General features: G+C 58.6%; 23 protein-coding genes. 10 read left to right on the plus strand and 13 right to left on the minus strand.

Features of this window, described 5'->3' with window-relative positions:
- Positions 1 to 7 precede the first annotated feature (7 nt).
- The 3 genes from Q9R35_RS12330 to Q9R35_RS12340 are packed head-to-tail and all read left to right on the plus strand — an operon-like array spanning position 8 to position 2,526.
- The gene (locus tag Q9R35_RS12330) at positions 8 to 736 is read left to right on the plus strand and encodes a GntR family transcriptional regulator (RefSeq protein WP_125304029.1); all 729 of its coding nucleotides are present in this window, start codon (positions 8 to 10) and stop codon (positions 734 to 736) included.
- A 48-nt stretch (positions 737 to 784) separates the two neighbouring features.
- Positions 785 to 1,753: a tripartite tricarboxylate transporter substrate binding protein gene (locus tag Q9R35_RS12335; protein WP_063690000.1), complete on the plus strand. Its 969-nt coding sequence runs from the start codon at positions 785 to 787 to the stop codon at positions 1,751 to 1,753.
- Positions 1,754 to 1,770: 17 nt separating this feature from the next.
- Positions 1,771 to 2,526, plus strand: coding sequence for a hypothetical protein (locus Q9R35_RS12340; protein ID WP_063690003.1), 756 nt, complete (start codon positions 1,771 to 1,773; stop codon positions 2,524 to 2,526).
- Positions 2,527 to 2,600: 74 nt separating this feature from the next.
- On the opposite strand, the gene Q9R35_RS12345 is transcribed toward Q9R35_RS12340, so the two are convergent.
- From Q9R35_RS12345 to Q9R35_RS12395, 11 genes are all read right to left on the minus strand, one after another.
- Positions 2,601 to 3,431, minus strand: coding sequence for an enoyl-CoA hydratase/isomerase family protein (locus Q9R35_RS12345; RefSeq protein ID WP_042485005.1), 831 nt, complete (start codon positions 3,429 to 3,431; stop codon positions 2,601 to 2,603).
- A gap of 27 nt (positions 3,432 to 3,458) precedes the next feature.
- Complete coding sequence (locus tag Q9R35_RS12350; protein WP_009461466.1) at positions 3,459 to 4,226, minus strand: GntR family transcriptional regulator; 768 nt, start codon at positions 4,224 to 4,226, stop codon at positions 3,459 to 3,461.
- Between the two features lie 12 nt (positions 4,227 to 4,238).
- Complete coding sequence (locus Q9R35_RS12355; RefSeq protein ID WP_197313475.1) at positions 4,239 to 5,039, minus strand: alpha/beta fold hydrolase; 801 nt, start codon at positions 5,037 to 5,039, stop codon at positions 4,239 to 4,241.
- Between the two features lie 2 nt (positions 5,040 to 5,041).
- Positions 5,042 to 5,413 (minus strand): hypothetical protein, encoded by a 372-nt coding sequence (locus tag Q9R35_RS12360; protein ID WP_026483956.1) that lies wholly within the window; start codon positions 5,411 to 5,413, stop codon positions 5,042 to 5,044.
- Positions 5,413 to 6,930, minus strand: coding sequence for a class I adenylate-forming enzyme family protein (locus Q9R35_RS12365; protein WP_199265228.1), 1,518 nt, complete (start codon positions 6,928 to 6,930; stop codon positions 5,413 to 5,415). Before Q9R35_RS12365 ends, Q9R35_RS12360 begins: the two co-directional genes overlap by 1 nt.
- The gene (locus tag Q9R35_RS12370) at positions 6,923 to 8,530 is read right to left on the minus strand and encodes an ATP-binding cassette domain-containing protein (protein WP_311219929.1); all 1,608 of its coding nucleotides are present in this window, start codon (positions 8,528 to 8,530) and stop codon (positions 6,923 to 6,925) included. Before Q9R35_RS12370 ends, Q9R35_RS12365 begins: the two co-directional genes overlap by 8 nt.
- On the minus strand, positions 8,527 to 9,507 hold the full coding sequence (locus tag Q9R35_RS12375; protein ID WP_063690017.1) for a branched-chain amino acid ABC transporter permease: 981 nt from the start codon (positions 9,505 to 9,507) through the stop codon (positions 8,527 to 8,529). Before Q9R35_RS12375 ends, Q9R35_RS12370 begins: the two co-directional genes overlap by 4 nt.
- Positions 9,504 to 10,349 carry a branched-chain amino acid ABC transporter permease gene (locus Q9R35_RS12380; protein ID WP_021447158.1) on the minus strand — a complete coding sequence of 282 codons (846 nt, stop codon included), beginning with the start codon at positions 10,347 to 10,349 and terminating at the stop codon, positions 9,504 to 9,506. Before Q9R35_RS12380 ends, Q9R35_RS12375 begins: the two co-directional genes overlap by 4 nt.
- 79 nt (positions 10,350 to 10,428) lie before the next feature.
- Complete coding sequence (locus Q9R35_RS12385; RefSeq protein WP_149721232.1) at positions 10,429 to 11,586, minus strand: ABC transporter substrate-binding protein; 1,158 nt, start codon at positions 11,584 to 11,586, stop codon at positions 10,429 to 10,431.
- 328 nt (positions 11,587 to 11,914) lie between these two features.
- The gene (locus tag Q9R35_RS12390; RefSeq protein WP_063690020.1) at positions 11,915 to 12,997 is read right to left on the minus strand and encodes a TRAP transporter substrate-binding protein; all 1,083 of its coding nucleotides are present in this window, start codon (positions 12,995 to 12,997) and stop codon (positions 11,915 to 11,917) included.
- A gap of 74 nt (positions 12,998 to 13,071) precedes the next feature.
- Positions 13,072 to 13,911, minus strand: coding sequence for a class II aldolase/adducin family protein (locus Q9R35_RS12395; RefSeq protein WP_063690023.1), 840 nt, complete (start codon positions 13,909 to 13,911; stop codon positions 13,072 to 13,074).
- A 169-nt stretch (positions 13,912 to 14,080) separates the two neighbouring features.
- Between Q9R35_RS12395 and Q9R35_RS12400 the strand changes: the two genes are divergently transcribed.
- From Q9R35_RS12400 to Q9R35_RS12430, 7 genes are all read left to right on the plus strand, one after another.
- Entirely contained in the window at positions 14,081 to 14,986 is a 906-nt protein-coding gene (locus tag Q9R35_RS12400; RefSeq protein ID WP_094195133.1) for a LysR substrate-binding domain-containing protein, read from the plus strand.
- Between the two features lie 74 nt (positions 14,987 to 15,060).
- Positions 15,061 to 16,122, plus strand: coding sequence for a ketol-acid reductoisomerase (ilvC, locus tag Q9R35_RS12405; protein ID WP_226349122.1), 1,062 nt, complete (start codon positions 15,061 to 15,063; stop codon positions 16,120 to 16,122).
- A gap of 34 nt (positions 16,123 to 16,156) precedes the next feature.
- Entirely contained in the window at positions 16,157 to 17,662 is a 1,506-nt protein-coding gene (locus Q9R35_RS12410; RefSeq protein WP_042485031.1) for a Rieske 2Fe-2S domain-containing protein, read from the plus strand.
- A gap of 51 nt (positions 17,663 to 17,713) precedes the next feature.
- On the plus strand, positions 17,714 to 18,724 hold the full coding sequence (locus tag Q9R35_RS12415; RefSeq protein ID WP_311219930.1) for a PDR/VanB family oxidoreductase: 1,011 nt from the start codon (positions 17,714 to 17,716) through the stop codon (positions 18,722 to 18,724).
- Positions 18,725 to 18,893: 169 nt separating this feature from the next.
- Positions 18,894 to 19,487: a TRAP transporter small permease subunit gene (locus Q9R35_RS12420; protein WP_045930479.1), complete on the plus strand. Its 594-nt coding sequence runs from the start codon at positions 18,894 to 18,896 to the stop codon at positions 19,485 to 19,487.
- Complete coding sequence (locus Q9R35_RS12425; protein WP_311219931.1) at positions 19,484 to 21,253, plus strand: TRAP transporter large permease subunit; 1,770 nt, start codon at positions 19,484 to 19,486, stop codon at positions 21,251 to 21,253. The genes Q9R35_RS12420 and Q9R35_RS12425 overlap by 4 nt, the downstream gene beginning before the upstream one ends.
- 70 nt (positions 21,254 to 21,323) lie before the next feature.
- Positions 21,324 to 21,998 (plus strand): GntR family transcriptional regulator, encoded by a 675-nt coding sequence (locus Q9R35_RS12430; RefSeq protein ID WP_042485044.1) that lies wholly within the window; start codon positions 21,324 to 21,326, stop codon positions 21,996 to 21,998.
- Between the two features lie 69 nt (positions 21,999 to 22,067).
- Here the strand turns inward: Q9R35_RS12430 and Q9R35_RS12435 are convergent, their stop codons facing one another.
- Complete coding sequence (locus tag Q9R35_RS12435) at positions 22,068 to 23,093, minus strand: CaiB/BaiF CoA-transferase family protein (protein WP_042485047.1); 1,026 nt, start codon at positions 23,091 to 23,093, stop codon at positions 22,068 to 22,070.
- On the minus strand, positions 23,090 to 24,091 hold the full coding sequence (locus Q9R35_RS12440; RefSeq protein WP_311219932.1) for a YhdH/YhfP family quinone oxidoreductase: 1,002 nt from the start codon (positions 24,089 to 24,091) through the stop codon (positions 23,090 to 23,092). Before Q9R35_RS12440 ends, Q9R35_RS12435 begins: the two co-directional genes overlap by 4 nt.
- Positions 24,092 to 24,102: the final 11 nt, after the last annotated feature.

A 24,102-nucleotide genomic window follows, 5' to 3' on the forward strand; every position in this document is an offset into this window, starting at 1 on the left:
GACAGACATGACGCTTAGCAATACCGACCGGGTACGAATCGAACTGGAGCACCGCATTGCCAGCGGTGATCTGCCGCCGGGCAGCGCCATTGATGAATCCTTGCTGTGCACGTTTTTCCGGGTATCACGCACCCCAGTGCGCGAAGCCTTGCTGCAACTGGCGGCCACCGGGCAAGTGCGCATCGCCCCGCGCGCCGGGATTTTTGTCACCCAGCACACCATTGAAGAACTGGAAGAAATGCTGGAAACCCTGGCCTTGCTGGAAGGCGCCTGTACGCAACTGGCGGCCTACCGGATCAGCAATGCCCAGATTCGCGAACTGGAGCGTTTGCAAAAGCGCGGTGCCAAGGCCCTGCAGGACAAAAACCTGGCTGACTACGCCACGTACAACGCCGAATTGCACGCCCTGATTCACAGCATTGCCGGCAATACCTTCATGGTGCAGCAAATTGAACATCTGCGCCGTCTGACCAACCCTTACCGCCACCGCCATCTGGATCAGGAAAACCGCATGGAGCAGTCCTGGCATGAACATCAGGCACTGACCCAGGCCCTGGCCAAACGCGACGGCCCCAGCGCCATGCAGGCAGCGGCCAGCCATGTGCTGTCCGGGGCCGAATCCCTGCGTCGTGTCGCCCAAGCCCATCCCGAGAAATGGGAGTTCGACAAGCGCGAGCGCTATAGCTGGCTAAACGCCCAGCTCAACCCTTTAGCCGGGTTTTATATGCGGCACTGAATTAATAATTAGCTAAAAAACTACCACTCATACCGAGGAGACTTTCTCATGTTTGCAAGCCGTTTCACACGGCGTGCGCTGGCTGCGCTCGCCCTGACATTAAGCCCTGTGGCCGCTTTACACGCTGCCGAACCCATTCGCCTGGTCGTGGGTTTTGCCCCTGGCGGCGGGGTCGACACCCTGGCCCGCGTCACCGCCCAGGCACTAAGCAAGGAGCTGGACCGCACCGTGATTGTGGAAAACAAATCCGGCGCAGGCGGCACCATTTCGGCCGACTACGTATCCAAATCCCAGGCCGATGGCAACACGCTGCTGTTTGCCGATACCTCCTTGCTGGTCGCCCCGTATATTTACCCGGCGCTGCGCTACGACCTTCAACGTGACTTCACCCCTATCGGCATGGTGGGCCAGTCTGATCTGGCTCTGGCCGTTCCGGGTGACAGCCCTGTCAAAACCGTAGCCGAATTGATCGAAGCCATTCGCAAGGCACCTCCTCAAACAGAAACCTTCGCCTCGGTGGGCGTAGGCTCGGTGCACCATCTGGGCGGTGAACTGTTCGCCTTGCAGACCAAAACCGAACTGGTGCACGTCCCCTATCGCGGCGGTGCACCGGCCAGCCAGGCTCTGGCTGCAGGTGAAGTGTCCATGTCCTTTGCCAGCCTGGCTTCCTCCATTGGCCTGGCCAACTCCGGCCGCATCCGCTTGCTGGCCACCTTGTCCGAGCGCCGCTTCCCCGGCATGCCCGATCTGCCCAGCGTCTCGGAAACCATTCCCGGCTACAGCGTGACACCGTCGCTGTTCATGCTGGCCCCCAAGACCGTAGACCCCGCCCTGGTCGCCACCGTCAGCAAGGCGCTGGAAAACAGCATGCAGCAACAGCAGGTACAGGATGCCTTCCTGGCTCAAGGCTCGGTAGCCGGCTACCAAGATGCCCAGGCCACTGATAAATGGCTGGGTGAAGAAACAGAACGCTGGGCCCAGGTCATCAAGACCGCCCAACTCGACTTTAAACAATGAAACAAGCAGCTACTGTTATGACGACTGACAACTCTGACACCAAGCGCCCCGTACTGGGCCTGATCGTGCCACCGGCCGCCGGTCTGGTGCCTCCGGAAGGCCCGGAAATGTACCCGGGAATTGACTTCATCGCCCAAGGTCTGGCACTAAGTTCGGTAGACAAGGAAGGCTATGACCAGGTCATTGACCAGGTAGTCGAAGCCGCTCAAAAGCTGGCCGCCCGGGGTGCCCAGGCCGTGTCCCTGATGGGGACGTCGCTGAGCTTTTACCGGGGCTCGGATTTTAATGAAGATCTGGTGGCGCGTCTGCGCGAATCCACCGGCCTGCCGTGCTCCACCATGAGCCATGCCATCTTGCGCGGTCTGCGTGCCAGCGGCATCGAACGGGTGGCGGTCGCCTCTTCCTATATTGATGACGTGAACCAGCGCCTGGTCCACTTCCTGGGCCAGAACCAGATTCAAGCCGTCTGCGCCTATGGTTTGGGCGTCAATGACGTCACGGCCATGTCCAAGATCAGCACGCAGGAGCTGGTCGATCTGTGCCTGAAAACCTGGGACATCGCCCAGGAGCAGGCTCCCGGTCAGGCACAAGGTTTGCTGCTGTCTTGCGGTGGCCTGGTGTCGCTGGAAGCCGTGCGTCAGGTCGAGGACAAATTGGGCGTCACCGTCGTGTCCAGTTCCCCCGCCGGTTTCTGGGATCTGGTGGCAACGGCGGGACTGGATTTGTTCCCACAGGGGATGGGGCGACTGGCACAAGAGCGTCAAACCGCTTGATACCACGGTATAGATAGCCCCTTGTCCGCGAACACGGCAAGGGGCACGCAACACGCTATTTGCTGACACTAACGCTACGCCTTCGGCTTGCTGCCTCCCGAGGGGGAGCTTTTTGTCTTGGGGCGGCCCGGCGACAAAAAACCCGCACGCGCCTGGGCTCCCTCTACGCTGTCACGACACACCAGCGCCTGATCGGCATCCATATAAATGCCCAGACGGTTCAAGGCATTGGCGACCTGATTCACCGACTCCTTGGTCATACGAATAATCGCCGCAGGCGACTCCGAAGCCCGCTTGGCCAAAGACTGTGCCACCGCCACGGCCTGACCGGGTTCGCAGACTTCATCCAGCAGGCCCCAGTCCAGCGCCTGTTCAGCACCGAAGCGTTCGGCCAGCAAGATGGCACGTTTGGTGCGAGCGGCACCCAGCATGTTCACCATGCGTGGAATAGCGCCCCAGCCCATGTTCAAGCCCACCTTGGCTTCAGGCAGATACAAGAAAGACGTCTGCGAGGCCACACGCCAGTCGCAAGCCAGTGCCAAGGCCACCGAGCCACCTACGGCGGCGCCTTCAATGGCGGCAATGGTCAGCTGTGGCAGTTCTTCCCACAAACGGCACAAACGCGCACCACGCTGGGCCACATCGCGACGCTCCAGCAAACCAGCCTGTTCATCGTTCCACTTTTGCGGGTCTTTCAGATCAATCCCGGCCGAGAAAATATCCTTGGCCCCGGTCAGCACCACGGTGTGAATCTCCAGCGACAAGGCCAGATCCTGCGCCACTTGCGTCAGGGCCAGCAAAGTGTCCTGATCAATAGCATTACGGTTCACGCCGCGATCAAAGCGCACCAGCGCATGGTCGCCCGTCACCTTGACCGTCACACTGCGGCCATATTTGCGTTTCATGAATGTCTCCCCAAAGGTTCGGAAAAATCAGCTCTGTGAGCGGTGGCTCCCATCACTGCGCGACAGGCGCGTGACGTAGCGGAATTCATAAGGTGGGTAAAAGCTGACCGCCACTTCCATGACCTTGCCCGCCAGATTGCGGAAGGTACGGATAATCAGCAGCGCCGGGTCGGAGTCCTCGTAGCCCAGAAAGCGGGCAACATGCGGGGGAAAGCGCGAGGCGGAGATTTCCATCTCGATGGTTTCCACCACTTCGCCACAGTGCTCCTCCAATAGCGGATACACACCGCCAGGCTGGGTGGAAATCAGGTCAGCCACCGCCTGGTATTCCTTGCGCAGATAAATATCTGTCCAGGAAATGCCGCGCTTGCTGCCCGGCACACTGCGGTAGGTTTCCACCTTCACCCAATCTGCCGGCTCACCGTCCAGCGCGGTTTCAGGCGGCTGCTTGTCCACACAGACCGCCTTTTTATGCACGTGCAGATCGGTAAATTCCAGATAGCGCTGCAACTGATCCGTGGTATCCAGCGCCAGACCAAACTGCGGCTTGGGATGCTGACGTATCACGGTGGTACCGGCACGGCGACGCCGCTCGATCAAACCCAGATCGGTCAGCTTGCGTATGGCTTCACGCGCCGTGTGCCGACCGACCCCGTACATCTCGCACAGCTCCATCTCGGTGGGCAGCTTGGAACCGACGGGGTAATGGCCCGAACGGATCAGCTCCAACAAGCGATCGCTCATGTTCTGATACAGGGTTGGCTTGGCGCTGGACTGGGATTCGGTGTTTGCCATACGGTTTTCAGCTTAAAGAGACAGGCGGCGCATCGCAGCCAGGGTGTCGCGGGTGAACTGCTCAGGACATTCACTTTGGGGAAAATGCCCGATGCCCGGCCATTCTATATATTCCACCGGAACTTTGCCTTCTCGCAGCAAGCGTTCGACCTCTCTGGCGGACTCTGGCGGCACGGACCAGTCCTCGCTGCCTTCCACAATCACCACCGGACAATGAATATCCTCCAGAATCTGCTCCATGCGAAAACCGCCAAAGGCGCAGATATCCGCAAAGGCTACCGCCGGAATGCAACGTCGGGCGTCCGTTACCACTTCCAGCGCACGGGCCGGGTCGGACAAGGTGCCCATCAAGGTACGAAAGGTCACTTCAAACCAGTCACCCGGATTGATACGCGCCATCTCCAGAATGCGCGGGTTGTAGCCGGAGGACTTCACCACATTCACCGAGGCGCCATCAACCAGCACCAGGCCACGAATACGCTCGGGCGCCATGGCAGCGGCCTGCGCGACAACGCCCCCGCCCATGGAATGGCCCATCAGGACCGGATTTTGAATACCCGCCGCATCCAGAAATTGCAACAGATACTGAGCGTTTTGCGGGGTGGCGGTATGAGGACCACCCAATGGCATGCCGCTCTTGCCGTGACCGGGCAAATCCAGGGCATACACCGTGTAAAAGGGCGCAAAGTGATCCAGCACATATTGCCAGGACAGGCTGTCCTGACTGGCGCCGTGCACCATCACCAAGGCTGGACCGGAACCGGCCAGATCGTAATAGGCGCGGATACCATCCGCAGTTGTCACATAAGGCATGCTCAGACCTCCAGCTCGCCCGTCAGGCGGGTCAAAGCGTACAACAACATCCAGTTCTGCACGCAGGCGCGCAAATCGCCTCCCACCACCAGTCGGTGTTGACGCACCAAGCGGTTAAATGGAAAGCCCTGGGCCAGATCTGCAAAGGCGGCACTATCGCCTTCCAGCCAGAATGGCACCTCGCGCGGGCCTGTGCCCGCCTGCACATCCTGCTCTGACACGGCCAGCCAAATATGCTCGCCGGTGTCGGTATTGCGCAGCGCCACACACACATCGGCCAGCACACTGTGCTGCCGTACAAAATCATCGGCGCGGGCGCGCTTGGCCCAGGCAGCCAGCACGGCAGGGTCAAACAGAGATAAAGAAGTCAGCATCAGACATACCTTTGTCGAAGAAGGAACTTCTGCACTTTGCCCGAAGAGGACTGGGGCAGGGAATCCACAATAAAGATGCGTTTGGGTACTTTAAAGCCGGACAGTTTTTCCCGGCAAAACTCGCGCAAGACTTCCACATCCGGCTCACGGCCATTGGCAGGCACAATCGCAGCAACCAGCTCTTCGCCCCAATACTCGTGGGGCAGGCCAAAGGCGGCGGCCTCGCGTACATCGGTGTGACTGGCCAGACAGTTTTCCACTTCCAGCGCGGCCACGTTTTCGCCACCTGTCTTGATCATATCTTTGCTGCGGCCCATGAAATAGGCAAAGCCTTCATCGTCCACCCGAATCAAATCACCCGTGTGCAACCAGCCATCCGCATCCAGCACCTGGGCAGTCAGCTCGGGCTGCCGCCAATAGCCTTTGAACACAGTCGGGCCACGCACCTGCATTTCGCCCGGCCCGCGCTGATCGGGCAGCACCTTGCCGTCGGCATCGACCAAGCGGTACTGCACATGCCGCCACAGGTAACCGATGGAACCGGGGTGCTCCAGAATCTCCTGCGTGTAGCGATTCTTGATGGTAGTGACACAGCTTTCCGTCATGCCAAAGCCCCAGCTGAATTCAGCGTTGGGAAACACGGTACGGATCAAATCCTGACGCCACTGGCCCAAAGGCGCAGCCGCAGTTTGCACAAACTGGGCACCGGGCAGGGACAGCGCTTTGAACTCTGGGTGATCGGTCAAGCCCACCCACATGGCGGACAACAAAAACACATGCGTAGGCTGGTACAGACGCAGCGCGTCCATGACCGCATCGGCCTCGAAACGCGGCACCACATGCAAGCTGCCACCGGCATACAGAATGGGGCCATTCACCACCCCGAAACCGCCAATGTGAAACAAGGGTGTCGCCAGCAAGGAGCGGCTGTTGGCATCAATGCCCAGCTCCATGATGTAGTTCACCGCATTGGCCGACAGATTGCCATGTGTCAGCATGGCCCCCTTGGGGGCTGAGGTCGTACCCGAGGTGTACATGATAATGGCAACATCCTCATCCCCCACACGTCCAAAACGATGCTGCACCGGATCATCCGCACGGTGATCGGGCAAGGACTCAGGCAGGTGTTCCAGCCACTGCACGGCGCTGTTCAAGCCGCCTTCAGACTCGATCTGCTCGCGCAAGGGACGGTAGGCCGGGTCCACAATGCACACGGTAGGCTGGGCATCGTCCAGCAAGTAACGCAGTTCGGCAGCGCCGTAACGGGTGTTCACCGGCACCAGAGAAAAACCGCCTACGGCCGTGGCATGCAGCAAGGCCAGATAATCGATGGAATTGGGCGTCATGATGGCCACCCGATCCCCTGGCTGTACACCCAAACCTTTCAAATAGGCCGACAAGGCGCGCGCACGGGCGCAGAACTGGCCAAAGGACAGGGCCTGGCGTTCGTCCGAGACCGCTACCTTGTCGGGGTAGCGTTCGGCATTAAACATGGCGACCTGGTAAATATTAGGCATGATGCGAAGCCTCTGCGGCATGGCCCAGATAGGCCGCTGCAATCTGTGGGTTATTCATGATTTCCTTACTGTCGCCTGCCAGGCTCAAACGCCCGGTTTCCAGCACCACAGCATGCTTGGACAACTTCAAGGCCAGTCTGGCGTTTTGCTCCACCAGCACAATCGTGGTGCCGTCCTGGCTGATCTGGCGAATTGCGCGCGCCACTTCCAAAGTGACCGCCGGGGCCAGCCCCAAAGAGGGTTCATCCAGCAAGAGCAGACGAGGCCGGGACATCAGGGCACGGCCAATCGCGCACATTTGCTGCTCGCCGCCCGAGAGATGACGACCCTGGCTTTGCTCGCGCTCCAACAGGCGCGGAAAGTAGCCATAAATACGCTCCAGATCCACCGTAATGTCGACATGATCGCGACGCAGATACGCCCCCATCAAGAGGTTCTCGCGCACCGTCAGTTCGGGGAACAGGCGACGACCTTCAGGCGACAGCGCGATGCCCAGATTCACACGGCGCTCTGCGCTCAGGTTCTGGATAGGCTGGCCTTCCAGCAGGATTTCTCCCCCGGCAACCGGTACCAGACCGCTAATGGCTTTCATCAGGGTCGATTTACCCGCGCCATTGGCTCCGATCACGGCGCACACACTGGCTTCTTCCACCGCAAAACTGACCTTGTCCAAGGCCCGTACTGCGCCATAGGACACGCTCAAGTCCTTGATTTCCAGCATGGGCGCAGGCTTGCTGACCTTGGCAGCTCCCTGACCAGCTGTAGCGACCGAAGCCGAGTGTCCCGTCCCGTTTTGCGCAGCGCGGGCTTCCACTGCTGGCTCCAGCCCAGGTTCCTTGTCCAGATCCGCACCCAGATAGGCTTCAATCACCCGCGGGTCCTGGCGCACTTGTGCGGTCGGGCCTTCGGCCAGCAAACGACCATTGACCAGCACCACCAGCTTTTGGCACAGGCGCATCACCAGACCCATATCGTGCTCGACCACCACCACATCAATGCCACTGGCGTGAATGCGTTCGATCAGATCGGCCATGGCCACGGTTTCCACCGGGTTCAGGCCAGCAGCGGGCTCATCCATTAAAAGAAGGCGGGGCATGGCTGTCAGGGCCATGCCCACACCCAAAATCTTCTGCAAACCGTAGGCCAACGAATCGGCCTGCTCATCGGCTACAGACTCCAGCCCAATCAAGGCCAAGGCTTGTTCAGCCTGCCGCGCGGCCTCTTCGCGGCCACGACGCACACCCCAAGGGTTGAACAGCGACCAGGGCGAAGGAAACTGACGAAACAGAGCCGCGCGATACAGGTTTTCAAATAGCGTATGGCCTGCAAATACATGCGTCATCTGGAAGGTACGCACCAGACCCTGACGCGCCAGGGACGCGGCCGGGCGACCCGTAATCGCGGCACCATCCATGGTGACAGCACCCGCGCTGGGCTTGGTCGTACCGGCAATCAGATTGAACAGCGTGGTTTTACCGGCACCGTTGGGGCCGATCACGCCGGTAATCTGGCCGGGGGCCGTGCTGAAGGACACCTCGTCCACCGCACGGATCCCACCAAAATGTCGGCTAAGACCCTGAACATTCAATTGCACGCTCATGCTGCCTCCTTGCGCGCGCCGCGCCACTTACGCCACAGACCCGCCAAACCTTGCGGCATGAACAAGAGCAGCAAAATCAAAGTCAGGCCATAGATCAGGCGCTGATACTGCTGCAAGTCGCGCAGCAATTCGGGCAGGGGGATCAGGATTGCGGCCCCCACCACGGCACCAGCCAGGGCACCCACACCACCCAGCACATTCATGATGACGGCATTTACCGCTGTCCAGAAACCGAAGGAATCAGGCGAGATATAGCCTTGGTAATGGGCATACAAGCTGCCTGTCCAGCCGGCAATCAGGGCGCTAAGGACAAACACACTGACCCGAAAGCGCAGCACATTCAAACCACCGGAACGCACCAGTTGCTCGTTCTGATGCAAAGAGTCCGCCACCATGCCCCATTCGCGGCGGTACAAGGCCCGCAGCACGAAATACACCACCAAGGCAAAGCTGACCGTCACCAGATAAACGCCGTAACGCCCTTCAGGAATCGGCAAGCTGGCTTGCAGGGACGGAATCTGCCCAAAGCCGTTATTGCCGCCAAACAGTTCGTGGAACTCGATAAAGCACAGCACCACGGCTTCGCCCAGGGCGAAGGTCAAGAGCGCGAAATGCACGCCCTTGATACGCATAAAAACAGGGCCGGTGATCACAGCTAATGCTGCCGTCAGTACTCCGGCGCCCAAAAACGCGGCTGGAAAGGACCAGCCATAATCTCGACTCAAAATGGCCGAGGCATACGCCCCCAGCCCGAACAAGGCGCCATGCGCCAGCGAGAGCTGGCCGATGCGCAAAACCAGATTCATGCTCATGGCCAGGCAGGCGTACAGCGACACCATGATGGCCAGATGCAGGGCAAAGCGAGGCTGTCCGGCCCACACGGGCCAGCCCAGCAGCACCGCGACCACGACGGCATGCCAGACCCATTGCAGGGCGCCATCGCGCGGATAGAACGAAGCAGTTTTGATCGCGCTCATGACGATTTCCCCATCAAACCGCTGGGTTTGACCAGCAACACGGCCATCACGATCAGGAAGGACAACATGGTGGCCACGGTCGCGTTATAGAAGGTCGACGCCACGGCCTCGGTGACACTCAGAATCAGGGCGGCAACCACTGCACCGGGCAAGCTGCCCAGGCCACCCAGAACCACAATAATGAAGGCTTTCACCACCACGGCTTCGCCCATATAGGGGTGCACGGTGTAAACCGGCGCCATCAGGGCACCCGACAAACCAGCCAGGCCGCAGCTCAAGGCAAAGGTGAAGGCCATGATCTTCCAGGAACTGACGCCTTGCAGACGTGCCACTTCCCGGTCCTGCGCCACCGCACGTATCGTCATGCCGATACGGGTACGCTCGATCAGAAAATAGAAGGCAGCCAGCGCCAGCACACTCATGCCCACGATCAGCAATTGATCCTTGGCGAAAAAGGCTTGGCCAATTTGCCAGGCACCTTCCACCGGACGGCGTACCGATTGCTCGTCCACCGAGAACAACAGCGAGATCCCGGCCTGCAAGGTAATCGCCAAAGCCAGGGACATGATCATGCCGCCCATCTCGTCGCCCACAAAGCGACGGAACAGGCCACGTTCAGCCAGTAAACCCAGGAACCCCACCAGCACGGCAGCGGCCGCGATAGAGGGCAGGTAGGGCCAGCCAAACTGACCATAAAACACATACATGGCGTAAGCGCCCAGCATGTAAAACTCGCCGTGAGCGAAGTTCACCACCCGCAAGATGCCAAACACCAGCGTGAAACCCAGGGCTACCAGGGCGTACACGAAAGTGGACATCAGGGCGATGATGGCGATTTGCATTGCGATCTGCATAATTGCTAACCGTATCAAGGTGCACTCCACCGCCGTGGCGGAGTGCGTACTGAAACAAAACCGGTAATTAGCGGGCGTCGAACTTGTTGATGACCTTGGCCTTGCCGCCCTCGATCACACCCAGGTAGGCCGGGGTGGCGATCTGGTGGTTCACGCCATAGACATCCTTGCCGCCCCACACAATCGCGCCTTGAATACCATCAAAGCTGCTATTGGCTTCAATGCGGGCACGCACGGCATCGGTATCGTCCACGGTGCCAGCTTCGTTAATGGCCTTGAACAGCAGGCGGGTGGCATCGTAGAAGTAGAAAACGAAGTCATCCATGCTGTTGCTGTGGACCTTGGCGTAAGCCTGGCTCAGCTTCTGGTAGGGTTCGCTGGACGGATCGGCAGACAAATACACCAAGGTCCCTTCCGCATTGTCCGCACCGGCAGACTTCACGGTTTCAGCCACGTTATTGCCGCCAAACTTGGTGAACTGGCCTTTGAAGCCCATTTCACGTGCCTGACGTATCACAATACCGGCCGGGCCGGGTGGCACCGTATCCAGTTCGATGAAGTCCACGTTCTTGGCCAGAATGCTGGTCAGCAAGGTGCGGAAATCGTTTTGCGAGCGCTCGAAGAACTTGGTTTCAGCCACGTCGTAACCGGCGTCCTTGTATGCAGCGGTCTGGATCTTTTGCGTACTCCAGCCGGTTGCATCGTTAGGCGACAGGATCGCCAGACGCTTCAGCTCGGGGCGTTCCTGCTTCAACCAGCCGATCAGCTGACGGTTGTATTCGTACTGCGTAGGCAGCACGCGGAACATGTATTGCGTATTCGCATCCAGCACTTCGGTCGAGTAGCTGTTGGACAGCATGATGACCTTGTTGCGCTCGGTAATCGGCTTCATGGCCATGACCGAAGCCGAGCCAATCGGGCCGATGATGTATTTCACTTCATCCTGATCGATCAGACGGTTGGTGGCGGTTACTGCATCCGCTGCCTTGTAGTGGTCGTCGTAGGTCAGCACTTCAACCTTGTACTTCTTGTCGCCCACTTCCAGGCCGCCGGCCTGATTGATTTCATCCACGGCGATTTTCACGCCACCATCAATAGCCAGACCCCAGGGCGCGCCTGGACCTGTCATGCCTCCTACCACACCCAGCTTGAGCGTTTGAGCCTGCGCGCCCAGCGCGGCCACCATCCCTGCTGCTGCCAGTACACTCCGTATCCCGTTTTTCATGGACCTGCTCCTATTAATTGACCGGACATAATTGTTGTTTGATACGAACAATATAATAAGGAGCCGATACTTGTCTATGGAAATATGGATTGATAATGACCTTATAACCAGCACCTACAGGGGGATACGCACCAATTTAAGGGAAAACACCGACGTGGGTTGTCGGTTTATTTGTACGGACTTTAGTCTATATATTTATATGGAAAAGTCATGGCCAGGGCATGTATTTCGCTAGATAGCCGGGTTGAAACTACCTGCTGGCAGACATAAAAAGGCCGCTTTCCCTGACAGAAAGCGGCCTTGAGGTCCTGCCACTCCTACCAGTCATTCATAAAGACACGGACTGCATGTACTGATCAAAGCGAGCTTCCGCGAAGCGGAACCACAGCAGCTCGTCCTTTTGGAACGCCCGATAATCCGCATAAATCGTTCGCCATTGCGGATTGCTTGCATTCAGTTCGGCATACAGTTCCTCACTCGCCTTGAATGAGGCATCCAGCACTTCCTTGGAGAAAGGCAAGACCTTGGCTCCCTGACCGACCAGTTCTTTCAAGGCACCTGGGTTGCGGGCATCGTATTTGGCCTGCATATCCAGATGCGCATACGTGCTGGCTGCCGAGACAATATCTTTGTAGTGCTGCGACAAACCGTCATACGCTTTCTTGTTGACCAGCAGATCCAGCCCTACTGAACCTTCCCACCATCCTGGGTAATAGTAATAGGGCGCGACTTTGTGAAAGCCCAGTCGCAAGTCGTCATAGGGTCCCACCCACTCGGCGGCATCAATAACGCCTTTTTCCAGTGCCTGGTACACCTCGCCACCGGCGATATTTTGTGGAATGCCACCCAGCTTCTCGATGACTTTACCGGGCAAACCACCAATCCGGATCTTCAGGCCCCGTATATCCTCCGGGGTATTGATCTGCTTGCGAAACCAGCCGCCCATCTGCACACCGCTGTTGCCACAGGGGAAGTTGACGATGTTGTAGTTGGCATAAAAGTCGCGCGTCAGCTTCAAGCCATTGCCGTGGTACATCCAGGCCGTCAGCTGGCGAGAGTTCATGCCAAATGGAATGGCACAGCTCAAGGCAAACGCTTCATTCTTGCCAAAGAAATAGTAGGGCGCCGTGTGAGCCGCTTCCACCGAGTTCTGTTCCAGCGCATCGACCACACCCATGGCCGGCATCAGTTCCCCGCCCGCATGCACGGAGATATTGAACTTGCCATCGCTAAGCTCACGCACTTTCTGCGCAAAGACTTCCCCACCGCCATAAATCGTATCCAGGTTCTTGGGGAAGCTGGATGCCAGTCGCCAGCGCAAATTCTCTTGCGCCTTGACGACCGCAGGGGCCATGCCACTGGCCACAATGCCGGCCAGGCCGGTCAGTTTCAGCATTGCTCGTCGTTCCACGCTTGTGTCTCCTCGTTTTATTTATGCAAAGTCAGCAGCTTGCCCCCAACGGATCGAGCTGCCTGCGGGACGGATCAATCAAACATATCGGGCTGGGTGCGCAACAGGTTTTCCCAAATCGGTTGAAAGTGCAGCCAGCCAATGTATTCGCTCCCTACATGCTCACGGCTGTAACGGGCACGTTCGGGGGTCACCAATGTGGGCGTCATGCCGGTTGCAGCGATCATCAATTGCTGCTGGCAGCAGCGTTCCAGCGCAATGAACCAGAAAGCGGCGGCTTCAATGCTGTGGCGGCTGGCCGTCAGCAAGCCATGGTTCTGGTGGATGGCCGCCTTGACGCCAGCAAAGGCATTAGCCACTTTGTGACCAGCCTTGGTTTCCACCGCCACCTGACCGGCTTCTTCGCGAATGACGACATGGTCTTCAAAAAAGGCGGCAGCATCCTGCGTAATGGGCAGAATTTCCTGACCCAACGAAGCGAAGGCAGTGCCATAGACGGTATGCGCATGACACATCGCCACAATGTCAGGATGAGCCTCGTGCACGGCGGCATGCAGTACGAAACCTGCGCGGTTCAGAGCGTAATCCCCTTCCACCACCTTGCCTTCATGGTCAGCCAGGATCAGGTTCGAAACCTTCACGTCAGCAAAGTGCACGGCCATGGGATTGGTCCAGTACAGGCTGGGATGCTCGGGATCGCGAATGGTCAGATGGCCTGCAAAGCCATAGTCCAGACCATGCAGGGCAAAGGCACGGCAGGCGGCCACCAGGCGCTGCTTCAAATGCGTGCGCGCTTCTTCAAAAGAATCAAACTGGGGCTCTTCCGGGTAGATCAGGCCTTGCTGTTCGGGCTGATAAATCGACTTTCGGCCCGTCATGGCCAAAATTTCTTTGATATCGGGTTTAGCGTTCATGGGAAGGTCTCCTTCGGGTTCGGCAAGATGTTGCGTTGCCCGCACGCCAGCCCATCCAGCGCAGCGTACGGGTGAAACGTAAAACCATGGTAGAGGTCGAAAACCATGAATGACAAACGAAGCTTTTTCAGCTATTGATTAAAAATATTCATCTGTTTAAGGCACCCTCATGCGAGCCATCCCTAATTTCGCCTGGCTACGAGCCTTTGAATCGGCCGCCCGGCTGGAGAGTTTCAGCCTGGCAGCCGATGAGCTGCACCTGACTCCTTCTGCGATCAGCCATCAGGTCAAAAGCCTGGAAACCCATCTGGGACGCAGCCTGTTCGTCCGTCACAACCGGCGTGTCAGCTTGAACAGCCGGGGCCAGGAGTTCTATCGAGAACTGACGCCCTTGCTGGACAAGCTGGCCCGGCTTTGCGAGGACACACAGGGCGAGGGCGGGGGTACGCACGCCTTGACCGTGCATTGCGCTCCTAGCCTGGCGGTGAAGTGGCTGGGACCACGTCTACATGCCTTCATGCGGGATCACCCCGGACTGGCTATCCATTTGCGCACGGATGCCACGCCGCCCGATCTGCACCAGGCCACCGACATTGACTGCGTGATCAGCTATGGACACGCCCCCAGCCACGATCCCCGGCTGGTGGTGGAGTCGCTGCATCCTGAACCCCTATTGCCTTTATGCTCACCCAAACTCTATGCCAGCCTGGCTCTGCATCAGCCCTGGTACCTGCATTTGCCCTTGATCGATTCCACCATCAGTCCGGTCAGCTGGGCCGACTGGTTTGGCAGCAATGGCATGGCCGCTTCCCCCGGTCCACGTCTGTCCTTTGACCGCGGAGCCATGGCAGTTGCAGCAGCGGTGGATCAGTTGGGTGTCTGCCTGGAAACACAGCGCTTTGCCGAACGCGAACTGGACAATCGGGAACTGATCGTCTTGCCCGCCCCCAATGGTCGCAGCCTGCAACGCGAGATGCATTTTCTCTACTACCGCAACCACCGCGACACGCTCAAACGCGTTGAACACCTGCGTGAATGGCTGCTTCGCGAGGCCAGCCTGACCCCGATGCGCTAAGCAAAATTTCTGTTCTAGGGATTTCCCCCGACCTGCCAATTTTTCCTTGACACCTCGAATATCTCCCCACAATACTGAACTCTGTATACAGAACACAGAACTCACAAAAAGGAGGCAGTATGAAGGTGTTTTATGACAAGGACGGCGATCTGGCCCTGGTGCAGCAACGCCGGGTTGCCATCATCGGCTACGGCTCTCAAGGCCATGCTCACGCATTGAATCTGCGTGATTCTGGCGTGGAAGTGGTCGTGGGTTTGCGCCCCAACAGTGCCTCGCGTCAAAAGGCTGCCATTGCCCGTCTGGCTGTGGCAGACATCGCGTCTGCCGTGCAACAAGCCGACATCGTGATGATGCTGCTGCCTGACGAGGACATTGCCCGCGTCTACGAGCAGGAAGTCGCTCCCCATATCCGCCCCGGCGCCACACTGGGCTTTGCCCACGGTTTCAACATCCATTACGGTCAGATCCAGCCCCGCGACGATCTGGACATCATCATGGTCGCCCCCAAGGCACCCGGCCACACGGTGCGCTCCACCTATGTAGAAGGCGGCGGGGTTCCCCACCTGATCGCCATTCATGCCGACCGTTCCGGTCAGGCTCGTGACTTGGCCTTGTCCTACGCCATCGCCAATGGCGGCGGACGCTCCGGCGTCATCGAAACCGATTTTCGTGAAGAAACCGAAACGGATTTGTTTGGCGAGCAGGCGGTGCTCTGTGGCGGCATGGTGGATCTGGTCAAGTGTGGCTTCGAAACCTTGGTCGAGGCGGGCTATGCCGAAGAAATGGCCTATTTCGAATGCCTGCATGAACTCAAGCTGATTGTGGACCTTCTGTACGAGGGTGGCATCGCCAACCTGAACTACAGCATCTCCAACAATGCCGAGTTTGGCGAATACCAGGCCGGTCCACGCATCGTGACCGAAGACACACGCCAGGCCATGAAAGCCTTGCTGCGCGACATCCAGGACGGCACCTATGCCAAGAATTTCATCCTGGAAAGCCGTGCCGGCCAACCTTCCTTGAATGCCCATCGACGCCTGAACCAACGCCACCGCCTTGAAATCGTCGGCGAGCAGCTGCGCGCCATGATGCCCTGGATCAGCGCCCAGGCGCTGGTCGACCGAAAAGTAGCCTGACCCTTTCCACCATTGATCTGTACACGAGGACGACATGACCGAAAAGAAACTGATTCCCTACGGCGGCTATTACACCAACCGCATTCCTGATCACGACCCTGAGTTGACCGAAGTCGGCCCAGGCACGCCCATGGGCGAGTACATGCGCCGTTTCTGGCATCCCGTCTGCATGGCCGCGGAACTGACTGACACCCCGCGTTTTCTGAAAATCATGGGGGAAGAGCTGGTCGCCTTTCGCGACAAAAGCGGCCAGATCGGCCTGCTGCACGCCCACTGCGCCCACCGTGGCGCCTCCCTGGAATACGGTGCCATCCAGGAAAAGGGCATTATGTGCTGCTATCACGGCATGGTGTTCGACGTAGACGGAACCTGTCTGCATGTCCCTTACCCCAAAGGCGAAGAGGCCGAGGGCGAAAAATACGCCTGCTCCATCCGTCAGGGTGCTTACAAGGCCTTCGAGCGCCATGGCCTGATTTTTGCCTATATGGGCCCGCCCGATGCCGAACCTCCTTTCCCCGAATGGGAGGAAAACTTCACCGTCATGCCCGGCGATGAACTGGTGGCTTTCAGCAACTTCCAGCACTGCAACTGGCTGCAAGTGCAAGACAATGCTGCTGACAACTTCCACCCCACTGCCTTGCACGCCGCCAAGAACGTGGTAGGCGGCAACTACCAGGGCACCACCTTTGACGAAGTAGGCGCGGCCTCCATGGAAGTGGCGCCCGACATGCAGTTCATCCCTGTACATAATGGCCGCAGCCTGGCCTGCGCGGGTGCGCGTCGTGCCAGCAAGGACAATCTGTTTATCCGTGTTCAGCACCAGGTCCTGCCCAATCTGAGCCTGCATGCCTACACCTCCGAAGACGGTGCCCAGCAAAAGTTTTTCAGCCGCTTTCACATCGTGCGCTGGACCGTTCCCGTGGACGACCAGAACAGCAAGATGATTGGCTGGCGCGTCATGGGTCCTGGCATTGATACACGCGGAGTGGGGAACAAGGAGATGGTGGGCTACGAGACCATCGACTTTCTGGAAGGGCAGGTTGCCATGCGCCGTCCCGAGCGCTTTGGACAATACAAGCTGGAAGATCTGCCACCCATCCCGTCCGACCATCGTGCCCGCCACAACTACAAGGAATGCCAACAGGCACCAGGCGATTACGAGGCCATCATCAGCCAACGCCCGATTGCCGTCCATGCTCTGGAGAACCCGACCAAGTTCGACGCCGGGCTGTACATGTTCCGCAAGATGTTGCGCGATGCCTTGCGTGGCTCCAACCCTGCCGCGACCCCGGAAGGCTTTGCCCAATGGCTGAAAGATTGTGGTGGCGCCCCCAACAGCTATTGCTCGGGCAATGTCCTGGCGATTCCCGAGTCCGAGGATTTGGCCCAGGAAGTCGCACGCCGCCGACATGCCACGCGCGAAATCGTGCGCATCCTGACCTCGGCCGACAATCTGAAAGGCTCGGAGCGCGAGGCTTTCGTCAAACAGAGCATGCAGGAACTTCAACAATCGCTCAGCGCTGTTGCGGCTGAATCCTGATCGCCTGTCGCACCCGCTCCAAAGGGGCGGGTGCCCCATACGGAGAGCGCCATGAACGCCATTGCAGAACCCGCCACTCCCGTCCAGGCGGCTACCAACCCGGACGGGCTGCTGTCACTGCGGATCCGGCAAATCCGCTACGAAGCACAAGGCATCAATTCTTATGAACTCAGCTGTCCTCAGGGTGGCGAGTTGCCCGCCTTCGAGGCCGGTGCCCATATAGACGTACATATTCAACCCGGCCTGATCCGCCAATACTCGCTGTGCAACCCGCCTCATGAGCGTCATCGTTACGTCATTGCTGTCCTGCGCGATGTCAATGGACGAGGCGGTTCACGCACCTTGCACGACGCCTTGCAGGTCCAGCAGCAAGTCACCGTCAGCACGCCCCGAAATCATTTCCGACTGGACCCGAACGCACGCCGCTCCATCTTGTTGGCCGGGGGGATAGGCATCACCCCCATCAAGGCGATGGCCCACTTTCTGGAATCGCAGGGCCAGCCCTTTGAATTGCATTACTGCACTCGCAGCCACGATACGGCCGCCTTTGGCTCCGAACTGCTCACATGGCAAGAGCAAGGCCGCCTGCATCTGCATCTGGACAACGGCAATCCCGCACAAGGTCTGAACCTGCAAGACTTGCTTGCCAATGCAGCTGAAGGCACCCACGTGTATTACTGCGGCCCAGCCGGCTTCATGCAAGCCTGTGCGCAGGCCAGCTCGCACTGGCCTGCCGGTTCCGTGCATTGCGAACACTTCAAGGCGCCTGAACCTGCCCCTAATGCCAATACCCTGCCTCCCGGTGCCTTCGTGGCGCAAATTGCCAGTACCGGCCAGTGCATTGAGGTTGCTCCCGATCAATCCCTGAGCGATGCCTTGACGCAAGCCGGTGTGCCTATTGCCACCTCCTGCGTATCGGGCCTGTGTGGCACATGCCGCGTCAACTACCTGCAAGGGGATGTTGATCACCAGGACTACATCCTCAGTCCCGACGAGCAAAGCCATTGCCTGACCGCCTGCGTTTCGCGCGCACGCTCGGGCGTACTGGTTCTGGACCTGTAAAGCCATCTCCTGGTCCTGGCTCCCGCCAGGGCACACCCCATTTACTTCGGGCACGCTCATGGCCCAAGGAGTCACCACAGCACCTGCTACAACGCGGCTGGCACACGGCCGCCATCAAATACTCCCCGGCAGCACAACGACGAACACAACAATATTCGCGGAGACAAAAATGACTGCATTGAAAACCATGGTGGGGGGAATAGACCACCTGAACCGCTGTATCGGATTCATCATCAAATGGCTATTGCTGGCCACCACCATTCTGAGCGCCAGCAACGCCATCACTCGCAAGGCCTTTGACCTGAGCTCCAACGGCATGCTGGAAGCTCAGTGGTACCTGTATGCGGCTGTCTTTCTCTTGGGAGGAGGCTACGCATTTCTGCATAACAGCCATGTTCGTATCGACTTTGTTTCCACCCGCCTGGGGGCGCGGGGACGCAACCTGGTCGACATCGCCGGGATTGTTGTCGTCCTGATCCCGTTCTGTATTTTTGTCATCAACCTGAGCTGGGGGTTTTTCACCGCCGCCTGGCATTCGGGTGAAATGTCCGGCAATGCTGGCGGGCTGGTGCGCTGGCCCGCCTATCTGCTGATTCCTGCCGGCTTTAGCCTGCTGTTGCTTCAGGGCTTGGCCGAGCTGGTCAAACGTATCCTGTTCCTGACAGGCAAAGGGCCGGACTGCATTGCTGAAGATAATGCCCAGGACACGCCTATTCAGGTGCCCGCCCAAGCGCTATCGACCGCACAGGAGGGTGCACGATGATTGCCACCTTTATCACGGACTACTTCGTCCCCATCATGTTCCTGAGCCTGATCGTGCTCTTGCTGACCGGCTTTCCTGTAGCCTTCGGGCTGGCCGCCACCGGCCTGGTATTTGGCGTACTAGGCATTGCACTGGACCTGTTTCCGACCAATCTGTTCCAGGTTTTGCCGCTGCGCATCTTTGGCATCATGCAAAACGAAACCATGCTGGCCATCCCCTTTTTCACGCTAATGGGCATCATCCTGGAACGGTCGGGCATGGCAGAAGACCTGCTTGAAACCATGGGCCAGCTCTTTGGTGCTGTCCGTGGTGGCCTGGCCGTTTCGGTTGTCCTGGTAGGGGCCCTTCTGGCCGCCTCCACCGGCGTCACATCGGCGGTAGTGATCTCCATGGGCCTGATCTCCTTGCCCGTCATGCTGCGCTACGGCTACAAACCGGAAATTGCTACGGGCGTCATCACCGCCTCAGGTGCTCTGGTACAGGCGTTGCCGCCGTCTCTGGTCCTGATTGTGATGGCCGATCAATTGGGCCGCTCAGTCGGAGACATGTACGCAGCAGCACTGGGCCCTGGTCTCTTGCTGCTGGTGATCTACATTACGTTCGTCATTGTTCTGGCCTTGTTCCGCCCCTCCTGGATGCCAGCACTGCCAGAACAGGCCAGAAGTCAGGTGACAGCCACTGGTGCAAGCGGACGACGGTCGCTGGGCATGTTGGTCCTGCTATGCGCCTTCATCGGGTTTACATGGGCAGGCCTGCACAACGAAGTGATGGCCCAGGTCTTTTCCCAGCCGGCTCAGGCCCCCACGGATCAAGTGGCCATCACCGCCCTGGTTGTCGCCTCCATGAGTGCGCTGCTGTTTGCGACGGTAAATCGCGTGACAGGCTGGGGACTGCTCTCGCAACTGGCCGAACGCTTTGTCTTCGCCCTGATCCCGCCAGTCATCCTGATCTTTCTGGTCCTTGGCACCATATTCATGGGAATTGCTACACCAACAGAAGGCGGGGCCATGGGTGCGATTGGCGCGCTGATACTGGCCTTGATACGCAAACGCCTGAACTGGTCCTTGCTCAATCAAGCTCTGGAAAATACCGCCAAGCTGGCTATTTTCGTGATGTTCATCCTGATCGGCTCCACCGTCTTCAGCTTCACATTCAGTGCCGCAGACGGCCACCTGTGGGTAGAGCACCTGTTTGATGCCATTCCCGGCGGCGAACTGGGTTTTGTCATTGCCGTCAGCGCCATCATCTTTGTGCTGGGCATGTTCCTGGACTTTTTTGAAATTGCATTCATTGTGGTGCCCTTACTGGCACCCGTCGCCAACAGCCTGGGCATTGATCTGATCTGGTTCGGTATCGTGATTGCTCTGGTCCTGCAGACATCCTTTCTGACACCCCCGTTCGGTTTTGCCTTGTTGTATTTGCGCAGCGTGGCACCCCGATCCGACTATGTAGATTCCGTTAGCCAGCAAACTATTCCAAGGGTTCGTACCCAGCAGATCTGGAAGGGCTCAGCCTACTTCGTCGTACTACAATTGCTGGTGGTGGGTATTGTGATTGCCTATCCGCAACTGGTAACGGGAGGCTTGCACAAAACAGTCAGCCTGAGCGATGAAGAAATCCTGCTCCAGCTGAACCGTCCCGCCCCCATGCTCAGCCCAGGAGCAATACAGGCAGACGACCCGCTAAGCAACCCGTTCGAGGTACAAGCGACGTCAGACCAGGACCCCATGGCGGCGCTCTTGCAATCCATGCGGACCACGCCCTGATGTAAACCCAGGGCCGCAGTCAGGCTGCGGCCTTAACTTGTTTTTTGTTTGTAGCGGAGTTCCAGACCTCATGCATGCCAAGCTTTCCGGTAAGTTGCAGGCCCGTCCACACTATGTAGACGAGGTCTACCGCATCCTGCTCGATGCCATCAGCGACGGCTCCCTGGCCCCCGGCTCGCGAATCACTCAGGAAGACATTGCCGAGCAGCTCAAAGTGTCACGCTCGCCTGTGCTGCAAGCCATCCAGCTCCTGAAGAAAGATGGATTGCTGCAAGACGCCGAAGGGCGGGGCGTCATGGTGGCCCCGCTGGATCTGGAACATATCGGGCATCTGTACCAGGTGCGGGGTGCCTTGGAAGCGTTGGCAACCAAGCTGGCGGCACGTCAAAGTGCCGTACTGGACCCGGACCTGATCCGTCTGGGCCGCAAGGTTGCTCGTGGTCATGACGTACGCGCCATGATCGAAGCCGACGAAGCCTTTCACAAAGCAATTTACGAAGCGTCGGGCAACCCCATGATCGCCGAGAGTGCACAGGTTCATTGGGTACACCTGCGGCGTGTCATGGGGGCGGTACTGCAATCGGCAGAACAGCGTCTGTCCATCTGGGACGAACATGAAGAACTGGCTGCGGCCATTGCGTCGGGCGACGAAGCGGGCGCCCTTGCCATCTGCGAACGGCATATGCACAACGCCAGCGACAAGCTGCTGACCCGCCTGCAGGAGATATTGGAACAACCGGTCTGAATCCAGGCAAAGCCACAAAAAACGCCCCTTGTTCAGGGGCTTTTTTTTACGACAACTATTTCTGGTCTGTCAGCAGGAAAACCGGGGAGCCGCAGCCGGCTGGACCACCCCATCCGAACGTACAAAACTGCCACGCTCGACAAAGTGAGGATGTGTCACGGTTTCCGCCAAGGAAAGTACCGGTGTCACGCACGCTTCTGTCCCGGCAAACACCGCTTCCCAATGAGCCCTGGGATATCGCCCGAAAATCTCGGCAAATCGTTCTTTCATTACGGGCCAGGCGCTCTGATCATGTTGCTGGGGAAGGCTGTCCGAATCCAGACCAAGACCGTCAAGCAAGGCCTTGTAAAAACGCGGCTCAATCGCACCCACCGCCACTGCTTTATGATCAGCCGTCTGGTAAGTCGAATAGAAGGGTGCTCCTCCATCAAGCAGATTGCTGGCACGCTGATCCTGCCATTGCCCTGCCTGCCAACGACCCAAAATCGGGGCTAACATCAACAAGGCCCCATCCACCATGGCGGCATCCACAAGCTGCCCTTTGCCGGTACTACGAGCCTGCATTAAAGCGGCCAGAACGCCGACCAGCAGCAACATGCCGCCCGCACCAAAATCCCCGATCAGGTTCAAGGGTACCGCCGGCGCACCGTCTGCCGGGCCGATAGCATGCAACACACCACTCAAGGCCAGATAGTTGATGTCATGGCCCACCGTGCTGGCCAAAGGCCCGGACTGGCCCCAGCCCGTAATCCGGCCATACACCAGTGCCGGATTGTGTTGCCAGCAATCCTGCGGACCCAGTCCAAGACGTTCCATCACTCCGGGGCGCATTCCCTCTATCAACACATCGGCCTCTGCGGCCAGTTCCAGCACCCTGGCGCGTCCGGCAGCAGACTTCAAATCCACTGTTTCCCGCTGTTTGCCTCGTGTCGTGACTTCAAAACGAGGATCACGCACGATCCCCATATCAGCTGGTTCTGGCCTGGCAATACGAACCACGGTAGCCCCCAGGTCCGCCAGAATCATCCCTGCCCAAGGCACCGGCCCAATAGCCTCCATCTCCAGAACCCGTACCCCTGCCAGCACCTGATTCATAGGACGTCTCCGTAGGCGACCAGACTGCGACCATGTGCGGCACCCTCCAATTGGCGTTGCACCAGATCAGGGACATCCGCCAATTCGACGACATGCACATACGGTTCCAATAGCGCAAAGTCGGGACGCCATTCTGTCGCCAATCGATTCCAGACACGGTAGCGTTGCTCCCACGGCGCATTGGCCAGCACCCCAAAGATCTGCACACGCCGCACGAAGAAAGGCAACACACTGCCTTCAAACGTATTGCCTGCCGCATTACCCACCGAGGCAATCTGACCAGAGTCGCTCATCGACCGAAGCAGCCAGGACAGCACCGCCCCACCCACATTGTCGATGGCCGCCGCAAACCGGGCGGTCTCCAAAGGACGATTGGACTGTGTGATCGCGGTATCCAGCACCTCGCTGGCGCCCAGTTGCTGCAAAGCGGGGGCCAGCTCAGTACGCCGTGTCAAAGCCACGACCTCGTAGCCCGCCTGCGCCAATAGAGCAATGGTCAACATGCCTACCGCGCCATTCGCCCCGGATACCGCCACAGGGCCCGATTGTGGCGTCAACCCCTGAGCCTCGAACCTGTCCAGGGCCAAACCCACCGTAAACCCCGGTACGCCCAAAACCGCCGCTTCCCGCAAGGACAGCCCTGACGGGATTCTCTGCACATGGTCACCTGACACATACAATTGCTGTGCAAAGCCGCCGTCCTGGGAAATGCCCATATCAAATCCATGGGCCATAACCGGATCGCCCACGGCAAAGGAGGAATTGGCCGACTCAATAATCTGGCCAACCGCCTCTATGCCACCCACACGCGGGAAGTCCCGAATGATACGCGCCTGCCCTTGAATAGCCAGACAATCCTTGTAATTCACACCGGCATAGGCCGTGCGTATCCGGACCTCTCCTGGCGACAGGCTGACTGGAGAGCGCCACTCCAAGGCGTTACTGACCGTCTCGCCGTTTTGTCGCGTTACTAAGGCCTGAAAGCCCTTGCCATGCATCGCCTACTCCT

The organism is Alcaligenes sp. AB3, assembly GCF_031844565.1.
In the GTDB taxonomy this organism is placed as follows: Bacteria; Pseudomonadota; Gammaproteobacteria; order Burkholderiales; family Burkholderiaceae_B; genus Alcaligenes; species Alcaligenes faecalis.

What these genes read in the sequence shown, in the direction of transcription:
- Q9R35_RS12330 (WP_125304029.1), top strand. Translation starts at nt 8, where the DNA reads ATGACGCTTAGCAATACCGACCGGGTACGAATCGAACTGGAGCACCGC.
- Q9R35_RS12335 (WP_063690000.1), top strand. Translation starts at nt 785, where the DNA reads ATGTTTGCAAGCCGTTTCACACGGCGTGCGCTGGCTGCGCTCGCCCTG.
- Q9R35_RS12340 (WP_063690003.1), top strand. Translation starts at nt 1,771, where the DNA reads ATGACGACTGACAACTCTGACACCAAGCGCCCCGTACTGGGCCTGATC.
- Q9R35_RS12345 (WP_042485005.1), bottom strand. Translation starts at nt 3,431, where the DNA reads ATGAAACGCAAATATGGCCGCAGTGTGACGGTCAAGGTGACGGGCGAC.
- Q9R35_RS12350 (WP_009461466.1), bottom strand. Translation starts at nt 4,226, where the DNA reads ATGGCAAACACCGAATCCCAGTCCAGCGCCAAGCCAACCCTGTATCAG.
- Q9R35_RS12355 (WP_197313475.1), bottom strand. Translation starts at nt 5,039, where the DNA reads ATGCCTTATGTGACAACTGCGGATGGTATCCGCGCCTATTACGATCTG.
- Q9R35_RS12360 (WP_026483956.1), bottom strand. Translation starts at nt 5,413, where the DNA reads ATGCTGACTTCTTTATCTCTGTTTGACCCTGCCGTGCTGGCTGCCTGG.
- Q9R35_RS12365 (WP_199265228.1), bottom strand. Translation starts at nt 6,930, where the DNA reads ATGCCTAATATTTACCAGGTCGCCATGTTTAATGCCGAACGCTACCCC.
- Q9R35_RS12370 (WP_311219929.1), bottom strand. Translation starts at nt 8,530, where the DNA reads ATGAGCGTGCAATTGAATGTTCAGGGTCTTAGCCGACATTTTGGTGGG.
- Q9R35_RS12375 (WP_063690017.1), bottom strand. Translation starts at nt 9,507, where the DNA reads ATGAGCGCGATCAAAACTGCTTCGTTCTATCCGCGCGATGGCGCCCTG.
- Q9R35_RS12380 (WP_021447158.1), bottom strand. Translation starts at nt 10,349, where the DNA reads ATGCAAATCGCCATCATCGCCCTGATGTCCACTTTCGTGTACGCCCTG.
- Q9R35_RS12385 (WP_149721232.1), bottom strand. Translation starts at nt 11,586, where the DNA reads ATGAAAAACGGGATACGGAGTGTACTGGCAGCAGCAGGGATGGTGGCC.
- Q9R35_RS12395 (WP_063690023.1), bottom strand. Translation starts at nt 13,911, where the DNA reads ATGAACGCTAAACCCGATATCAAAGAAATTTTGGCCATGACGGGCCGA.
- Q9R35_RS12400 (WP_094195133.1), top strand. Translation starts at nt 14,081, where the DNA reads ATGCGAGCCATCCCTAATTTCGCCTGGCTACGAGCCTTTGAATCGGCC.
- Q9R35_RS12410 (WP_042485031.1), top strand. Translation starts at nt 16,157, where the DNA reads ATGACCGAAAAGAAACTGATTCCCTACGGCGGCTATTACACCAACCGC.
- Q9R35_RS12415 (WP_311219930.1), top strand. Translation starts at nt 17,714, where the DNA reads ATGAACGCCATTGCAGAACCCGCCACTCCCGTCCAGGCGGCTACCAAC.
- Q9R35_RS12420 (WP_045930479.1), top strand. Translation starts at nt 18,894, where the DNA reads ATGACTGCATTGAAAACCATGGTGGGGGGAATAGACCACCTGAACCGC.
- Q9R35_RS12425 (WP_311219931.1), top strand. Translation starts at nt 19,484, where the DNA reads ATGATTGCCACCTTTATCACGGACTACTTCGTCCCCATCATGTTCCTG.
- Q9R35_RS12430 (WP_042485044.1), top strand. Translation starts at nt 21,324, where the DNA reads ATGCATGCCAAGCTTTCCGGTAAGTTGCAGGCCCGTCCACACTATGTA.
- Q9R35_RS12435 (WP_042485047.1), bottom strand. Translation starts at nt 23,093, where the DNA reads ATGAATCAGGTGCTGGCAGGGGTACGGGTTCTGGAGATGGAGGCTATT.
- Q9R35_RS12440 (WP_311219932.1), bottom strand. Translation starts at nt 24,091, where the DNA reads ATGCATGGCAAGGGCTTTCAGGCCTTAGTAACGCGACAAAACGGCGAG.